The 15,282-nt window shown below is 70.3% G+C and carries 15 protein-coding genes; 6 read left to right on the forward strand and 9 right to left on the reverse strand.

The genetic code is table 11. From position 1 onward, the window contains the following. Positions 1-19: 19 nt before the first annotated feature. Complete coding sequence (locus ABXJ52_RS10110) at positions 20-376, reverse strand: iron-sulfur cluster assembly accessory protein (RefSeq protein WP_030933606.1); 357 nt, start codon at positions 374-376, stop codon at positions 20-22. A 285-nt stretch (positions 377-661) separates the two neighbouring features. Between ABXJ52_RS10110 and nadA the strand changes: the two genes are divergently transcribed. Then, the gene (gene nadA, locus ABXJ52_RS10115; RefSeq protein ID WP_367041115.1) at positions 662-1,858 is read left to right on the forward strand and encodes a quinolinate synthase NadA; all 1,197 of its coding nucleotides are present in this window, start codon (positions 662-664) and stop codon (positions 1,856-1,858) included. Between the two features lie 65 nt (positions 1,859-1,923). Here the strand turns inward: nadA and ABXJ52_RS10120 are convergent, their stop codons facing one another. Then, positions 1,924-2,232 (reverse strand): MarR family transcriptional regulator, encoded by a 309-nt coding sequence (locus ABXJ52_RS10120; RefSeq protein WP_367048943.1) that lies wholly within the window; start codon positions 2,230-2,232, stop codon positions 1,924-1,926. Positions 2,233-2,272: 40 nt separating this feature from the next. On the opposite strand from ABXJ52_RS10120, the gene ABXJ52_RS10125 reads away from it, so the two are divergent. Further along, on the forward strand, positions 2,273-3,493 hold the full coding sequence (locus ABXJ52_RS10125; RefSeq protein ID WP_367041116.1) for a multidrug effflux MFS transporter: 1,221 nt from the start codon (positions 2,273-2,275) through the stop codon (positions 3,491-3,493). Positions 3,494-3,569: 76 nt separating this feature from the next. On the opposite strand, the gene ABXJ52_RS10130 is transcribed toward ABXJ52_RS10125, so the two are convergent. From ABXJ52_RS10130 to ABXJ52_RS10150, 5 genes are all read right to left on the reverse strand, one after another. Further along, positions 3,570-6,716 carry an efflux RND transporter permease subunit gene (locus ABXJ52_RS10130; protein ID WP_367041118.1) on the reverse strand — a complete coding sequence of 1,049 codons (3,147 nt, stop codon included), beginning with the start codon at positions 6,714-6,716 and terminating at the stop codon, positions 3,570-3,572. 151 nt (positions 6,717-6,867) lie between these two features. Then, the gene (locus ABXJ52_RS10135) at positions 6,868-7,548 is read right to left on the reverse strand and encodes a response regulator transcription factor (RefSeq protein WP_367041119.1); all 681 of its coding nucleotides are present in this window, start codon (positions 7,546-7,548) and stop codon (positions 6,868-6,870) included. Next, positions 7,545-8,783, reverse strand: a complete 1,239-nt coding sequence (locus tag ABXJ52_RS10140; RefSeq protein WP_367041121.1) for a histidine kinase — start codon at positions 8,781-8,783, stop codon at positions 7,545-7,547. Before ABXJ52_RS10140 ends, ABXJ52_RS10135 begins: the two co-directional genes overlap by 4 nt. 111 nt (positions 8,784-8,894) lie before the next feature. Continuing rightward, positions 8,895-9,173, reverse strand: a complete 279-nt coding sequence (locus ABXJ52_RS10145; protein ID WP_367041123.1) for a hypothetical protein — start codon at positions 9,171-9,173, stop codon at positions 8,895-8,897. Positions 9,174-9,223: 50 nt separating this feature from the next. After that, positions 9,224-10,021 carry a PspA/IM30 family protein gene (locus ABXJ52_RS10150; protein ID WP_367041124.1) on the reverse strand — a complete coding sequence of 266 codons (798 nt, stop codon included), beginning with the start codon at positions 10,019-10,021 and terminating at the stop codon, positions 9,224-9,226. Positions 10,022-10,240: 219 nt separating this feature from the next. On the opposite strand from ABXJ52_RS10150, the gene ABXJ52_RS10155 reads away from it, so the two are divergent. The 3 genes from ABXJ52_RS10155 to ABXJ52_RS10165 all read left to right on the forward strand — a co-directional run bounded on the left by ABXJ52_RS10155 (position 10,241) and on the right by ABXJ52_RS10165 (position 12,868). After that, positions 10,241-10,915: a DUF3043 domain-containing protein gene (locus tag ABXJ52_RS10155; RefSeq protein WP_367048945.1), complete on the forward strand. Its 675-nt coding sequence runs from the start codon at positions 10,241-10,243 to the stop codon at positions 10,913-10,915. Between the two features lie 74 nt (positions 10,916-10,989). After that, complete coding sequence (locus ABXJ52_RS10160) at positions 10,990-11,697, forward strand: class I SAM-dependent methyltransferase (protein ID WP_367041126.1); 708 nt, start codon at positions 10,990-10,992, stop codon at positions 11,695-11,697. Between the two features lie 118 nt (positions 11,698-11,815). Beyond that, on the forward strand, positions 11,816-12,868 hold the full coding sequence (locus ABXJ52_RS10165; protein ID WP_367041129.1) for a trypsin-like peptidase domain-containing protein: 1,053 nt from the start codon (positions 11,816-11,818) through the stop codon (positions 12,866-12,868). Between the two features lie 81 nt (positions 12,869-12,949). Here the strand turns inward: ABXJ52_RS10165 and ABXJ52_RS10170 are convergent, their stop codons facing one another. After that, entirely contained in the window at positions 12,950-13,171 is a 222-nt protein-coding gene (locus tag ABXJ52_RS10170; RefSeq protein ID WP_367041130.1) for a hypothetical protein, read from the reverse strand. A gap of 89 nt (positions 13,172-13,260) precedes the next feature. Here ABXJ52_RS10170 and ABXJ52_RS10175 point away from each other — a divergent pair, with 89 nt between their 5' ends. Beyond that, positions 13,261-14,460 carry a bifunctional adenosylcobinamide kinase/adenosylcobinamide-phosphate guanylyltransferase gene (locus tag ABXJ52_RS10175; protein ID WP_367041132.1) on the forward strand — a complete coding sequence of 400 codons (1,200 nt, stop codon included), beginning with the start codon at positions 13,261-13,263 and terminating at the stop codon, positions 14,458-14,460. Positions 14,461-14,469: 9 nt separating this feature from the next. Here ABXJ52_RS10175 and ABXJ52_RS10180 read toward each other — a convergent pair whose 3' ends face one another. Then, on the reverse strand, positions 14,470-15,207 hold the full coding sequence (locus ABXJ52_RS10180) for a class I SAM-dependent methyltransferase (protein WP_367041133.1): 738 nt from the start codon (positions 15,205-15,207) through the stop codon (positions 14,470-14,472). Positions 15,208-15,282 lie beyond the last annotated feature (75 nt).

The following is a 15,282-nucleotide window of genomic DNA, read 5'->3' on the forward strand; positions in this document are numbered from 1 at the left end:
GCCTGAGCTGCGTGCAGGCTTAGCTGAACGAGTCGCCGCAGGCGCAGGAGCCCGTGGCGTTCGGGTTGTCGATCGTGAAGCCCTGCTTCTCGATGGTGTCGACGAAGTCGATGGAGGCGCCGCCCAGGTACGGAGCGCTCATCCGGTCGGTGACGACCTTCACGCCGTCGAAGTCCTTGACCACGTCGCCGTCAAGCGAGCGCTCGTCGAAGAACAGCTGGTAGCGAAGGCCCGAGCAGCCGCCGGGCTGAACGGCGACGCGCAGCGCCAGGTCATCCCGGCCCTCCTGCTCAAGAAGGCCCTTGACCTTGGCCGCGGCGGCGTCGGACAGGAGGATGCCGTCGCTCACGGTGGTGGTCTCGTCCGATACGGACATCTGCTTCTCTCCCGGGTTGTACGGAGACTGCTTGCCGACGGTTGCAACCGACGGGGCCGCTGATTCATTCCGGGCCGAGTGCTCTGTCTCTCGGCCTTCTTTCGGCTGTCTTGCGACTGTCTTCCCCTTCATGCTCGCACATGCCGTCGCCGGGGGCAGCGGCCCGTCGGAGGCGAACGCGTCACATCGACACTATGGCCATCGTCAAACTGACGTGAAGCGGTTATGATAGATAACGTCAATTAGACGAAAAGGCTCGTCTGCAGAACAGAAAGGGTGCGTGTCGTGACCACCGCCCAGTCCCCCGCGGACCTCGTGGACCTCGATGTACAGCCCACACCGCTCGCCCTTTTGCTGCTCGGCCGCGAGGCCGACCCCAAGAGCGAGCGCGGTGTGGAGTGCCCCGGCGATCTGCCGTCACCCTCCGACCCGGACCTGGTGGAGCGCGCACGCGCCGCCAAGGAGAAGCTCGGCGACAAGGTCTTCGTGCTCGGCCACCACTACCAGCGCGACGAGGTCATCCAGTTCGCGGATGTCACCGGCGACTCCTTCAAGCTGGCCAAGGACGCGGCCGCCAAGCCGGAGGCGGAGTACATCGTCTTCTGCGGCGTGCACTTCATGGCCGAGTCCGCCGACATCCTGACCACCGACGACCAGAAGGTCGTCCTGCCCGACCTGGCCGCCGGCTGTTCGATGGCCGACATGGCCACCGCCGAGCAGGTCGCGGAGTGCTGGGACGTGCTGGCCGAGGCCGGGATATCCGAGCAGGTCGTGCCCGTCTCGTACATGAACTCGTCGGCCGACATCAAGGCCTTCACCGGCAAGCACGGCGGGACGATCTGCACCTCGTCCAACGCCAAGCGGGCCCTGGAGTGGGCCTATGAGCAGGGCGAGAAGGTGCTGTTCCTGCCCGACCAGCACCTGGGGCGCAACACCGCGGTCCGCGACATGGGCCTCTCGCTCGACGACTGCGTCCTGTACAACCCGCACAAGCCGAACGGCGGCCTGACGCCTCAGCAGCTGCGGGACGCGAAGATGATCCTGTGGCGCGGGCACTGCTCGGTGCACGGGCGGTTCTCGCTGGAGTCCGTCGAGGACGTGCGTGCGCGGATTCCCGGCGTGAACGTCCTGGTGCACCCCGAGTGCAAGCACGAGGTCGTGGCCGCCGCGGACTACGTGGGCTCCACGGAGCACATCATCCAGACCCTGGAGGCGGCTCCCGCCGGTTCCAAGTGGGCGATCGGGACCGAGCTGAACCTCGTACGCCGCCTGGCGAACCGTTTCGCCGCCGAGGACAAGGAGATCGTCTTCCTCGACAAGACGGTCTGCTTCTGCTCGACCATGAACCGCATCGACCTGCCGCACCTGGTCTGGGCGCTCGAATCCCTGGCCGACGGCAAGCTGGTCAACCAGATCGAGGTCGACCGCGAGACCGAGCAGTTCGCGAAGCTGGCCCTTGAGCGGATGCTGGCGCTTCCGTAGGGCTTGCTTCCGTAGGACTGCTGCCCGTCAGTCGCGTAAGGGGTGCCCGCCATTGCGGGTGCCCCTTACCGCGTTCTACGCTCTTCCTGCCGCGTTCGACGCTCCTTGAGCGCGTCGGCGAACATCTCCGCCCAGGCGTTCTCGATCAGGGCCATGCCCTGCTCCGCCTTAAGGGTCGGCTTCAGGCGTACCACCCGGCCGTCGTCCGGGTCCTTCTCGCGCTCCAGGTGTCCCGCGTTGACCAGGCCGCGGACCGTGGCGCTCACATTGCTGGCGTGCAGGCCGAGTTCACGAGCCAGGACGCTCACCGTCACGCCCGGCTCCGCGTGGACGTAGCGCAGCAACTCCAGTTCCGAGGACGGCAGTCGCCACAGCCCTGCATTTCCACTTCACGAATCCGGGGGTCCCTCAGCCATGCCCTTGCTCACCGCCGCGCTCGCGCTGCTCTCGTTCATAGGCCCGCTCTCGACCGACATGTACCTCCCGGCCTTTCCGCGGATGGCCGACGAACTGCACACCGACGCCTCCGGCGTGCAGCTCACGCTGACCGCGTTCCTGGTCGGGATGACGCTCGGGCATCTCGTCTTCGGGCCGCTCTCCGACCGGTACGGCAGACGCGCGCCTCTGCTCGCGGGCGCGGCCGTGTGCACCGCGGGTACCGCTCTGTGTGCCGTGGCGCCGTCACTGGGGTGGCTGGTCGCGCTGCGGTTCGTGACCGGGTTCAGTGGGGCCGCGGGGGTCGTGATCAGCCGGGCCGTGGTCGCGGACCGGGTCCAGGGGGCCGCGGCGGCACGGCTGTTCGGGGTGCTCATGACGCTGGCCGGGATCGCGCCGATCATCGCCCCGCTGGCCGGCGGGGCGGTGATCGGGGCCGCGGGGTGGCGTGGCGTGTTCTGGGTGCTCGCCGGGGTTTCGCTGCTCGTGACCCTGGCGGTGGTGGTCGGCGTACCGGAGAGCCTGCCGAAGGAGCGGCGGCACGAGGGCGGGGTGCGGCAGGTGGTGGCGTCGGCCCGCGATGTCGTGGGCGACCGGGCGTACATGGGCTACACGCTCGCCTTCACCTTCGGGTTCGGCACGCTGTTCTGCTACATCGCCGGGTCGCCGTTCCTGCTGCAGAACGTGCTGGGCATGGGGGTGGGGGCGTCGTCCGTCGCGTTCTCGGGCGGGGCCGTGGTCGCGACGCTCTCCAGTGCGGCGGGGGCCCGCCTCGTGGCGCGGGTCTCTCCCGAAGCGCTGTTGCGGGGCGGGCTCCTCGCGATGCTCGCGGGTACGTCGCTGCTGCTTGCCCTCACTCTGGCGGGGCTGTTGGGGGTGGTGGTGTGCCTGGTGCTTTTGGCTCTGGTGTGCGGTGGGCTGGGGCTCGTCGTGGCCAACGCGGCGGCGCTGGCTCTTGCGCGGGTTCCTTACGCCTCCGGCGTGGGGTCCGCCTTGCTCGGAACCGCCCAGAGCGCGCTGGGCGCGGTGGTCGCTCCGCTGGCGGGGCTCGGCGGTGATTCCACCGCGGTGCCGCTGTTCTTGGGGATGACCCTGTGCAGCGGGGCTGCCGTGCTGGCACCTGCGGTGCTGGTACGCGGACGGGGTGCCCCTCTGGGTGAGGGGCACCCCGTCCTGGGTGAGGCTGGACGCCTCGGGTAACGCTTGCCCTGCGGCTTCGGTGTTGTGCCCACCCGTTCCGCCCTTGCGGAACGCCTGCCCACAACAAGGGCCGTCCTTAGACCTGAGCGGGCTCCGACTCGGCGGAGGGCTGTTCGGTCGTAATGCCCGCCTTCTTCGCCCTCTTCGTCTCGCGCTTCGTGCGGCGGCGCTCCTTACGGAGTTCCACCATCGCGTACAGCGTCGGGACTAGGAGGAGGGTCAGGAGCGTCGACGTGATCAGGCCGCCGATGACCACCACCGCGAGCGGCTGGGCGATGAACCCGCCCTCGCCCGTGATGCCGAGGGCCATCGGGAGCAAGGCGAAGATCGTCGCGAGGGCCGTCATCAGGATGGGGCGGAGGCGGTGGCGGCCGCCCTCGATGACTGCCTCGACCACACCGTGGCCCTGCCTGCGGTACTGGTTGATCAGGTCGATCAGGACGATCGCGTTCGTCACGACGATGCCGATCAGCATCAGCATGCCGATCATCGCCGGGACGCCCATCGGGGTGTCGGTGGCGATCAGGAGGCCGATCGCGCCCGTGGCCGCGAACGGGATCGAGACCAGCAGGATCAGCGGCTGGACGAGCGAGCGGAACGTCGCCACGAGCAGCATGAAGACGATCGCGATCGCCGCGAGCATCGCCAGGCCCAGCGAGGCGAACGCCTCGTCCTGGTCCTCGGAGACACCGCCGATGGACGCCGTGGCGCCGTCCGGCAGCTTCAGCGCGTCGAGCTTCTTGGTGAGGTCGGCGCTGACCGCGCCGGTGTTCTCACCGGTCGGCTTCGCGGTGATCGTCGCGGCGCGGGCGCCGTCGATGCGGGTCATGGAGACCGGGCCGTCGACCAGCTTGACCGCGGCGATCTCACCGAGCTTCACGGAGCCGAGGTTCAGCGCGCGCAGCTGGGCGAGGGTCTTCGCCGGCTTCGCGGACTTCACCACGACGTCGCGCTCGGTGTCGTCCAGGATCGCCTTGCCGCTCTGGGTGCCGCGGACCGCCTGGGCGACGGCCTGGCCGAGGGTGGTGTCGTCGAAACCGGCCGCCGCTGCCTTGGCGTTGGCCTTGACCGAGATCCGCGGGATGCTCTGCGACAGGTCGCTCTGGACGTCCGTGACGTCGTCGATCTTCGCGACCTCGTCGCGCACCTCGTCGGACGCCTCGCGCAGCACGTCGCCGTCGGCGGCCTTGACGACCACGCTCAGGTCCTGGCTGCCGAAGCCGTCACCGGCCGCGATGGACGTCTGGCCGATGCCCGACAGCTTGCCGAGCTCCTCCTCGACCTTGTCCTGCGTCTTGTCGTACGAGGACTTGTCCTTGAGCGTCAGGGTGTAGGAGGCCTGGTTGGTGTCCGTGGAGCCGCCGAAGGCCGCCATGAAACCGGAGGAACCGACGGTGACCTGGTAGTCCTTGATCTCGTCGAGGCCGTCCAGCATCTTCTCGACCTTCTTGGCCGATGCGTCGGACGCGGCCAGGCTGGTGCCCGGCTTCAACTCCTGCTTGATGGTCAGGACTTCCTGCTCGCCCTGGTCGAAGAAGTTGGTCTTCAACAGCGGTGCCATGCCGAACGTGCCCACGAGGACCACGATCGCGATGACGAGGCTGGTGAAGCGGCGCCGGGTCGCGAAGCGGAGCACGGGGACGTAGAAGCGCTGGAGCCTGCTCTTGGCCTCCTTCTCCTCGGCCTTGCGGCGGGCCTCCTCCGGGTCGGCGCCGCGGACGTCCTTGGGGGGACGCAGGAACCAGTACGAGAGGACCGGCACGACCGTCAGTGAGACGAGCAGGGAGGCCAGGAGCGCCGCCGTGACCGTCAGCGAGAAGGAGCCGAAGAGCTCGCCCACCATGCCGCCGACCAGGCCGATCGGCAGGAAGACGGCGACGGTCGTCAGGGTCGAGGACGTCACGGCGCCCGCGACCTCCTTGACGGCCGTGATGATCGCTGCCTCGCGCTCCTCGCCGTATCCGAGGTGGCGCTTGATGTTCTCCAGGACCACGATCGAGTCGTCGACGACTCGGCCGATGGCGATGGTCAGCGCGCCGAGCGTGAGCATGTTGAGGGAGAGGTCCCGCGTCCACAGCACGATCAGGGCGAGGACGACCGAGAGCGGGATGGAGACCGCGGTGACCAGCGTCGAGCGGATCGACGCGAGGAAGACCAGGATGACCAGGACCGCGAAGACCAGGCCGAGTGCGCCCTCGGTGGTGAGGCCGTCGATGGACTTGGAGACCGCGGGGCCCTGGTCGCTGGCGACCGTCAGGTCGGAACCCGCGCCGAGGTCCTTGCGGAGGTCGGGCAGCTTGTCCTTGACGGCGTCGGAGATGGCGACGGCGCTGCCGTCCTGGTCCATCGTGACCGCCACGGCGAGGCTGGGCTTGCCGTTGGTGCGGGTGATGGACGTGGCGTCCGACGGCTGCTGCTTCACCGTGGCGAGGTCGCCGAGGCGCACCGGCTTGGCCGCGCCCGCCGACGAGCCCGGCTTGGCCTCGGGGGTGACCATCAGGTCCTGGATCTGCTTCAGGGAGGTGAAGCCGCCGCCGACCTGGACGGTACGGTTCTTGCCGTCCTCGTCGAAGGAGCCCGCGGGGAGCGTGGCGCCGCCGGCCTGGAGCGCCTGGCCGAGCGCGGCCGGGGTCAGGCCCGCCTTCGCCAGCTTCCTGTCGTCGGGGGTGACGTCGACCTGGAGGTCGCGCACGCCGTCGACGGTGACCTGGGCGACGCCGTCGATGTCCTCCAGGGCCGGGACGACGGTGGTGTCGAGCCGGTCGGAGAGCGCCTGCTGGTCCTTGTCGGAGGTGACGGAGAGGACCACGGTCGGGATGTCGTCGGTGGAGCCCGCGATGACCTGCGGGTCGACGTCGTCGGGGAGCTCGGCCCCGGCGCGGTTCACGGCCTGCTGGACATCGGCGACGAGCTGCTTGGAGCCGCTGCCGTAGTCGAACTGGGCCATGATCACGGCGTTGCCCTCGCTCGCCGTGGAGGTGATGCCGGTGATGCCGTCGACCGCGTCGATGGAGGACTCGAGCGGTTCGACGACCTGCTTTTCGACCACATCGGGGGACGCGCCCTGATACGGGGCCAGGACGGACACCATCGGGAGTTCGATGGAGGGCAGCAGTTGCTGCTTGAGCTGAGGGATCGCGATCGCGCCGAAGACGAGCGCGATGATCGATATCAGCCCGACAAGGGCCCGTTGGGCGAGGCTGAACCGGGACAGCCAGGACATGGTGGTCTCTCTCTGTGGCGTACTGCGCAGGAACGGGCACCGGCAGGCCGGTGCCCCCTACACGATCTGCCATGTCCGGGGCAGGATTCGTCACTCCGAGGACCCGTTCTTATGCGGCGCATACTGCGGGTGCAGTACGTCGCTTCCGCAATCACTCCACCCTTGGACGTACCAGGCCCGATTCGTAGGCAGTGACGACGAGTTGTGCCCGGTCGCGGGCGCCCAGCTTCGCCATCGCACGGTTCACGTGGGTCTTCACGGTGAGCGGGCTGACTTCCAGGCGCTCGGCGATCTCGTCGTTCGAGTGCCCGCCCGCGACCTGGACCAGGACCTCCCGCTCGCGGCCGGTGAGCGCGTCAAGACGCTCGCCGCGCGCCCCGCCGTCACCGTCCGGACTTTCGCCCTGCGCGAGGAACTTGGCGATCAGGCCCTTCGTCGCCACCGGGGAGAGCAGGGCGTCGCCCGCGGCCGCGATCCGGATCGCGCCGAGCAGTTCGTCCGGCTCCGCGCCCTTGCCGAGGAAGCCGGAGGCACCGGCGCGCAGCGACTGCACCACGTACTCGTCGACCTCGAAGGTCGTCAGCATGACCACGCGTACGTGGGCCAGGGCTGGGTCGGAGCTGATCAGGCGGGTGGCGGCGAGACCGTCCGTGCCGGGCATGCGGATGTCCATCAGGACGACGTCGGCCGCCCGCGACCTGGCGAGCTCGACGGCCTCGGCGCCGTCCGACGCCTCGGCGACGACCTCCATGTCGGGCTCGGAGTCGACGAGCACCTTGAACGCGCTGCGCAGCAAGGCCTGATCGTCGGCGAGCAGCACCCGGATCGTCACGCGGTCCCTCCCTCTGCCGGGGTGACCGGCGTTGGTGTGACGGGCAGGATCGCATGGACGCGGAAGCCGCCGCCGTAGCGGGGTCCGGCGGTGCAGCGGCCGTTCAGGGCGCTGACGCGCTCGCGCATGCCGAGGAGGCCGTGCCCGCCCCCGTCGCTCCCGCCGGCCGGTTCCTTCTTCTCGCCCCCGCCGTCGTCCAGGATCGTGACCTCGGCGTTCGGCCCCACGCGGATGACGCTGACCTCGGCCTTGGCGCCCACGCCCGCGTGCTTCTGCACGTTCGTGAGGGCTTCCTGGATGATGCGGTACGCGGCCAGGTCGACCCCGGCGGGCAGGTCGGCCACGGTGTCGTCGCAGGTCACCTCCACGGGGAGGCCCGCGTGACGGAAGGTCTCGACGAGGTCGTCGAGGCGGGCCAGGCCCGGGGCCGGCTCGGTGGGTGCCTCGGGGTCGCCGGTCTGGCGCAACAGGCCGACGGTGGCGCGCAGTTCGCCCAGCGCGGAGCGGCTGGCGTCGCGTACGTGGGAGAGGGCTTCCTTGGCCTGGTCCGGCCGCTTGTCCATGACGTGGGCCGCGACTCCCGCCTGGACGTTGACGAGGGCGATGTGGTGGGCGACCACGTCGTGCAGGTCGCGTGCGATGCGCAGCCGCTCCTCGGCGACGCGGCGCCGGGCCTCTTCCTCACGGGTGCGCTCGGCTCGTTCGGCGCGCTCGCGTATGGCGTCCACGAAGGCGCGGCGGCTGCGGACGGCGTCACCGGCGGCCGCGGCCATGCCGGTCCAGGCGAAGATGCCGAGATTCTCCTGGGCGTACCAGGGCAGCGGTCCGGCCAGCATCGCGACGCCGGTGAGGCCGGTGATGGTGACGACGCCTACGCGCCAGGTGGTGGGGCGGTTGGTGGTGGCGGCGACGGTGTAGAGGGCGATGACCGCGCTCATCACGACGGCGCCGCGGAACTCTCCGGTGATGAGGTCGACGACGGAGACGGCGCAGGTCGCCGCGAGGACCACCCAGGGGGCTCGGCGGCGGAAGACCAGGGCGGTGGCGCCGAGCAGCATCAGGACGAGGCTGAGCGCGCCCGGCGAGCGCGTGCCCCACGTGGGGCCGCCGTCGTGGCCGTACGGCTCCACGAAGGAACCGATGACCATGCACACGAGGACGGCTGCCGCGAGGGCGGCGTCCACGGCCAGGGGATGTGCCTTGGCCCAGCAGCGGCCTCGCACGAGAGTGGTCACGCCTTGCCCCGCCCTTTGTCATGGCTGAGCTCCGACTACCTGGACGTCCCGGCCCGCCGCTTCGCGCCGGATCTTTCCCGCCCATCCACTCGATTGCCCCGCATCCAGTGTCTAACCAGGGATCAAGCCGTCGTCGCTCAGCATTTCCCGGACCTCGTCCAAGCTCGCGTCGGGCGCGGGGAGGATCAGCTCCGAGGGTTCGAGCGCGTCGTCCGGCAAGGCCTCGCCCAGTTCCCGGACCTTGTCCAGCAACGCGCCCAGCGTCCTGCGGAAGCCGGACTCGTCGCCGCTCTCCATCTCGGCGAGCAACTCGTCGTCCAGCTTGTTCAGTTCGGTGAAGTGGCTGTCGGCCAGCTTCACCTGCCCCTCCCCCATGATCCGTACGATCATGTCGCCCTCCTCGGACGTGAGCGGTGTGACTGCTGCGTAGACCTGCCGGACTACTGCTTGTCGAAGCGCGGGGTGTCCTGCGGCTGCTGGGTCTGGGGCTGGCCCTGACCCGGCTCGATGGCCTGCTTCGGCGACGCCGACGAGCCACCCGCCAGTTCCGCCTTCATCCGCTGCAGTTCCAGCTCTACATCAGTACCACCGGAGAGGCGATCCAGCTCGGACTGGATGTCGTCCTTGGCGAGCCCGGAGGAGTCGTCGAGAGCACCGGAGGCGAGCAGTTCGTCGATCGCGCCCGCCCGCGCCTGGAGCTGCGCGGTCTTGTCCTCGGCGCGCTGGATGGCCATGCCGACGTCGCCCATCTCCTCGGAGATGCCGGAGAAGGCCTCGCCGATCCGGGTCTGCGCCTGGGCGGCGGTGTACGTGGCCTTGATCGTCTCCTTCTTCGTACGGAAGGCGTCGACCTTGGCCTGGAGGCGCTGCGCCGCGAGGGTGAGCTTCTCCTCCTCGCCCTGGAGCGTCTGGTGCTGCGTCTCCAGGTCGGTCACCTGCTGCTGAAGCGCCGCACGGCGCGAGAGCGCCTCACGGGCGAGGTCCTCACGTCCGAGGGCGAGGGCCTTGCGGCCCTGGTCCTCGAGGGTGGAGGACTGCTTCTGGAGCTGGCTCAGCTGCAGCTCGAGGCGCTTGCGCGAGGTCGCCACATCGGCGACACCGCGGCGCACCTTCTGCAGCAGCTCGAGCTGCTTCTGGTACGAGTAATCGAGGGTTTCGCGCGGGTCCTCGGCCCGGTCAAGGGCCTTGTTCGCCTTCGCGCGGAAGATCATCCCCATACGCTTCATGACACCGCTCATGGGCTTCGCGCGCCCCCTTCTGACGGACTTCCAGCTCCAGGTACTGCTCAGAACCCACAGTACGGGCCCTGCATCCATTACCGCACTGTTCGCGTGCGGATGCGCTCATCCCCAAGGACGACTGTGTCCGGCCGGGCTCAGGCGTAGGGAGTAGGTGCACCCCTGGGAAGGGCCCGGAAACCGCTTGTAAACCACACGGAACGTCCCCCTAACCACACAATCAAGACGCCCGGTGTTGCCGGATCGTTCCCCATCGGGCGGGGGTCCACACGTCCGCACCCCGTACCCTTGGGTTTTGTGTTCCGTAGCCGATCCAAGGACGAGAAGGCCCCGGTAGCCAAGGCCCCGGTGACCGACTCCCAGCAGCCCCGTGACCCCGAGGCCCCGAAGGGCCGCCCCACGCCCAAGCGCAGTGAGGCCCAGACCCAGCGCCGCAGCGTGGCCAACACGCCTGTGACGCGCAAGGAGGCGGCGAAGCGGCAGCGCAACGAACGCCGCGTCCAGATGGACAAGCAGCGCCAGGCGCTCGCCAGCGGTGACGAGCGCTATCTGCCCGCCCGCGACAAGGGTCCCGTGCGCAAGTTCGCGCGTGACTTCGTCGACTCGCGGTTCTGCATCGCCGAGTTCTTCCTGCCGCTCGCGGTGATCATCCTCGTACTGAGCATGGTCCGCATTCCGCAGCTGCAGAACATCGCGCTGCTGCTCTGGCTCTTCGTGATCGTCCTGATCATCGTGGACTCGGTGACGACGGCGTTCCGCCTGAAGAAGCGTCTCGCCGAGCGCTTCCCGGACGTGAGCAGGAAGGGCGCCGTCGCTTACGCCCTCATGCGTACGCTCCAGATGCGCCGGCTGCGACTGCCGAAGCCGCAGGTCAAGCGCGGAGAGCGGCCCTGAGCGGATTCGCCGGCGGGGCCGCCGCGTGGCTTCAGAAGCTGGGCGGCCTTCGTAACGCCGTACGCCAGGAGCTGGTGACCCGGCAGCTCGACGAGCAGATAGCCGGGCGCTTCCCCGTGGGGCAGCGGCTGCGCGTGCTCGACGTGGGCATGGGCCAGGGCACGCAGGCGCTGCGGCTGGCCCGTGCCGGGCACAAGGTGACCGGCGTCGAGCAGGATCCGGCGATGGTGGCCGCGGCGCGTGCCGCGCTGGGCGCCGAGCCGGAGGGCATCCAGGGGCGGGTACGCATCGTCGAGGGCGACGGGCGCGAGACCGGGGTGCATTTCCTGCCGGGCAGCTTCGACGTCGTGCTGTGCCACGGCGTCCTGATGTACGTCGAGGAGCCGGACGCGCTGCTCGCGGGCCTCGCCCGGATGCTGGCCCCCGGCGGGCTGCTCTCCCTTCTCGTACGGAACGCCGACGCGCTGGCCATGCGGCCGGGTCTTGCCGGGGACTGGGCGGGGGCGATGGCCGCCTTCGACTCCACCGTGTACCGCAATCGGCTCGGCCTCGAAGCGCGGGCCGACCGGCTCGCCGCCGTTTCCGCCTCGCTCGCGGGGATCGCCGCGCCGCTGCACGCCTGGTACGGGGTGCGGGTCTTCACCGACCAGGCGTCGGACGAGGCCCGGCCGCCGGAGGAAGCGGAGTTGGCGGCGTTGCTCGCCGCCGAGGAGCGGGCCGGTCGGACTGACCCGTATCGCCGGGTCGCGGCTCTGTTGCACGTCTGCGGTGTGCGGGACTGACCCTGCGGGGCTGTGCGGGACTGACTGAACCGCCGCTTCGCGGCGAAGCCTTCCCGCCCACCCACCCGATTGCCCCGCATCCAGAGCGACAGAACGGCGTAAACGGGACACTCGGGGCATGAATGCCTTGCGCACCCGTCACTTCGCCGCAGCCGCCGCCGTCACCGCAGGCCTCCTTGTCGCCGGCTGCTCGAGCCCCGGGTCCGGAGACTCCGGTGAGTCCACCACTCAGGCCGCGCCCATGGCCGCGAGCGATCTGCAGGACGACTACCAGCAGGTGATCAAGGACGTCCTGCCGTCGGTCGTACAGATCGAAGCCTCCGAGAGCCTCGGCTCCGGTGTCGTCCACGACAACAAGGGCCACATCGTCACCAACGCCCATGTCGTGGGCAAGGAACGGACCTTCAAGGTCACGACGGCCACCGGGGAGCAGGCGCTCACCGCGAAGCTCGTCGCCTCCTACCCCGAGCAGGATCTCGCCGTCATCAAGCTCGACAACCCGCCGAACGGGCTCAAGGCGGCGAAGTTCGGGGACTCCACGAAGGCCGAGGTCGGGCAGATCGTGCTCGCCATGGGTTCGCCGCTCGGCCTGTCGTCGAGCGTCACGCAGGGCATCATCTCCGCCACCGGACGCACCGTCAGCGAGCCCCGCACGGAGGGCTCCTCCGGGGCCACCATCGCGAACATGGTGCAGACGTCGGCCGCGATCAACCCGGGCAACAGCGGCGGCGCCCTGGTCACCCTCGACAGCGAGGTCATCGGCATTCCGACGCTCGCCGCGAGCGATCCGCAGATGGGCGACAGCGCGGCGCCCGGCATCGGGTTCGCGATCCCGTCCACGATGGTGAAGACCATCGCCGACCAGATCATCGAGGACGGCAAGGTCACCGACTCGGGCCGGGCCGCGCTCGGCATCACGGGCCGCACCGTGCTCGGCGACGACTACAAGCCGGCGGGCGTCGCCGTCGTGAACGCGCAGAGGGACGGCGCGGCCGCCAAGGCGGGCATCGAGGCCGGCGACATCATCACCAAGATGGGCGGCGCGGACATCACCACGATCACCTCGCTCTCCGAGGCGCTCGCCGGGGAGAAGCCGGGCGACAAGGCGCAGGTGACGTACCTACGGGACGGCGCCGAGAAGAGCGCTGACGTCACGCTCGGCGAGATGTAGGGGCGGTACCGAGATGTAGGGGCGGTACGGCGCGAGGGGGTGGCCGCTGTCGCGGCCACCCCCTCGGCGTTCAGCCGTCGCTCACTCCTGCGCCGCGTCCTGCGCGTGCAGGCTCATCGGCCCGTAGATCTTGTTCGCGTCCTCGAAGAGCGACACCTGGTCGGCGCCTCCTTCGGCGAGCTCTTTCCAGTACTCGCCGATCCACGACTCCGCGTCCCCCTGAGTCGTGAACTCCTCGGGCGTCAGAGCCGGCTGGACCTCAGTCCCGTCCGCCTTCTCGAACCGCCACGTCCATGCCGCCATGCCAGCCTCCCGATGGTCCGACAGCTGTGTGAGCCGCTAGAAGCCTATCCGGGCGAGCGGCGCTCGCGACGACGCGGGAGGATCTTCCTGTGGAACTGACTCTGCTCGGCACCGGCGCCCCCGAAGGCCTCCCCCGCCCCGGCTGTCCCTGCGCGGCCTGTGCGACCGCGCTCGGCGGCGCGGCGCGCGGGGCCACCGCGCTTCTGGTGGACGGCGTCCTGCTGCTCGACCTCACCCCTGGCGCCGCCTTCGCGGCCGCCCGCTCCGGGCACTCGCTCGGAGGTGTACGCCAGGTCCTGCTCTCGCACCCGCACGACGGCCCCTCGGTGGAGGTGCCCGCGGGGCTGCCGCAGCCGGGCCGGGTGCCCGACGGGCGGGAGCTCGCGCTGCTCACCGGGCATCGGGTGCGCGCGGTGGCGATGGACCACCCGGGGACGGGGTACGAAGTCGTGGGTCCCGACGGGGAGCGGCTGCTGTATCTGCCGCCGGGCGGTGCGCCGGCCGGGCTGCCGGACGAGCAGCCCGCGTACGAGATGGTCCTCGCCGATGTGGTGGGGCGCCCCGACGGGCTCGCGCGGCTGCGGGCCACCGGGGCGATCGGGCCGACCACGGACGTCGTCGCCGTCCATCTGGGCCACGAGGTGCCGCCGGGCGCCGAGCTGACCCGCAGGCTGGCCGCCGCCGGCGCGCGGGCCGTGCCGGACGGGTCGACGCTGGTGGTCGGCGCCTACGAGGACGTACCGGACGTGCCGCGCCGCACCCTCGTACTCGGCGGCGCCCGGTCCGGGAAGTCGGTGGAGGCCGAGCGGCGCCTGGAGGCCTTCCCCGAGGTGCTGTACGTGGCCACCGGCGGGACCAGGAACGGCGACTCGGAGTGGGCGGACCGGGTGAGCGCCCACCGTGAACGGCGGCCCGGGTCGTGGAGCACCGCCGAGACCTGCGACCTCGTGCCGCTGCTCGCCGAGAACGGCCCTGCCCTGCTCATCGACTGCCTCTCGCTGTGGCTGACGTACGCCATGGACGAGGTGAACGCGTGGGACGACGACGAATGGGCGGGCGGTGGTGAGCGCGCGCTGCGCAAGCGGGTCTCGGAGCTCACGGACGCGGTGCGCTCGACCCGGCGCACGGTCGTCGCCGTGTCGAACGAGGTGGGCTCCGGCATCGTCCCCGCGACCGCTTCGGGCCGCCGTTACCGCGATGAACTGGGCCGTCTGAACGCCGCGTTCGCGTCCGAGTGCGAGCACGTGCTGCTGGTCGTGGCGGGCCAGGCGCTCACGCTGCGCGGCTGATCCGGCCGCTCAGGCGGTGGGGCCCCGGCGCGCGATGACCCGGTAGGCGTTGGCGAAGCGGGTGCGGCTGACCAGCGGGGCGAGCAGCCGGTCGGCCAGGGCCGCGGCGGCCAGGAGCGGGACCGCGAGGCGGGCCGCGGCGCGGATGCGGCCGAGGGTGATGGCCAGACGGGCTGTCAGGTCGAAGGGGATGTGCGGCTCGCGCCGGTCGGTGGCCACGACGGTGTAGCCGAGGCTTTCGAGCTCGTGTCGGAGGGTGTCGAGCGGAATGCGGTGGTAGGGCTCGGGCCTGAGCCATCCCTTGTCGAGCAGCCTGGCGTACCGGCTGCGCGGGACGGGGACCTCGATCATCAGATGGCCACCGGGGCGCAACACCGTGCGGGCGGCGATGAGTTCGATGCGCGGGTCGGCGCTGCGCTCCAGGTAGTGGAACATGCTCAGGGCGTCGTAGCGCCCCGCGAGTCTCGGCGCCAGGTCGGCGAGCAGCCCGCGGTGGGCCTCCTCCACGCGGCCGGCCCTGCGGCCCTCCTCCACACGTCCGGTGAGGTCGAGGCCGTCGAAGGAGGTGTACGGGTGCACCTGCTGTGCGACGGCGGGGAAGTGCCCGTCCCCGGTCTCGATGTCCAGCCAGCTCTCCGGCTCGATGAACCGGCCCATCGCGCGGGCCCGTGCCCGGTGGCGGCGGGTGGAGTACGGGACGGCGAAGATCTTCTCGGCCTGAGCTGCGGCGGCCTGGGCTGCGTCCATGGGCGTGGCAGGCTCCTTCGTCGGGCGGTGCGGATGCGAGTGGCTCGACAATTCGTACTTAACGGTACGTAAGGC

Origin of the sequence: Streptomyces sp. Je 1-332 (assembly GCF_040730185.1) — a bacterium.
Classification (GTDB): domain Bacteria; phylum Actinomycetota; class Actinomycetes; order Streptomycetales; family Streptomycetaceae; genus Streptomyces.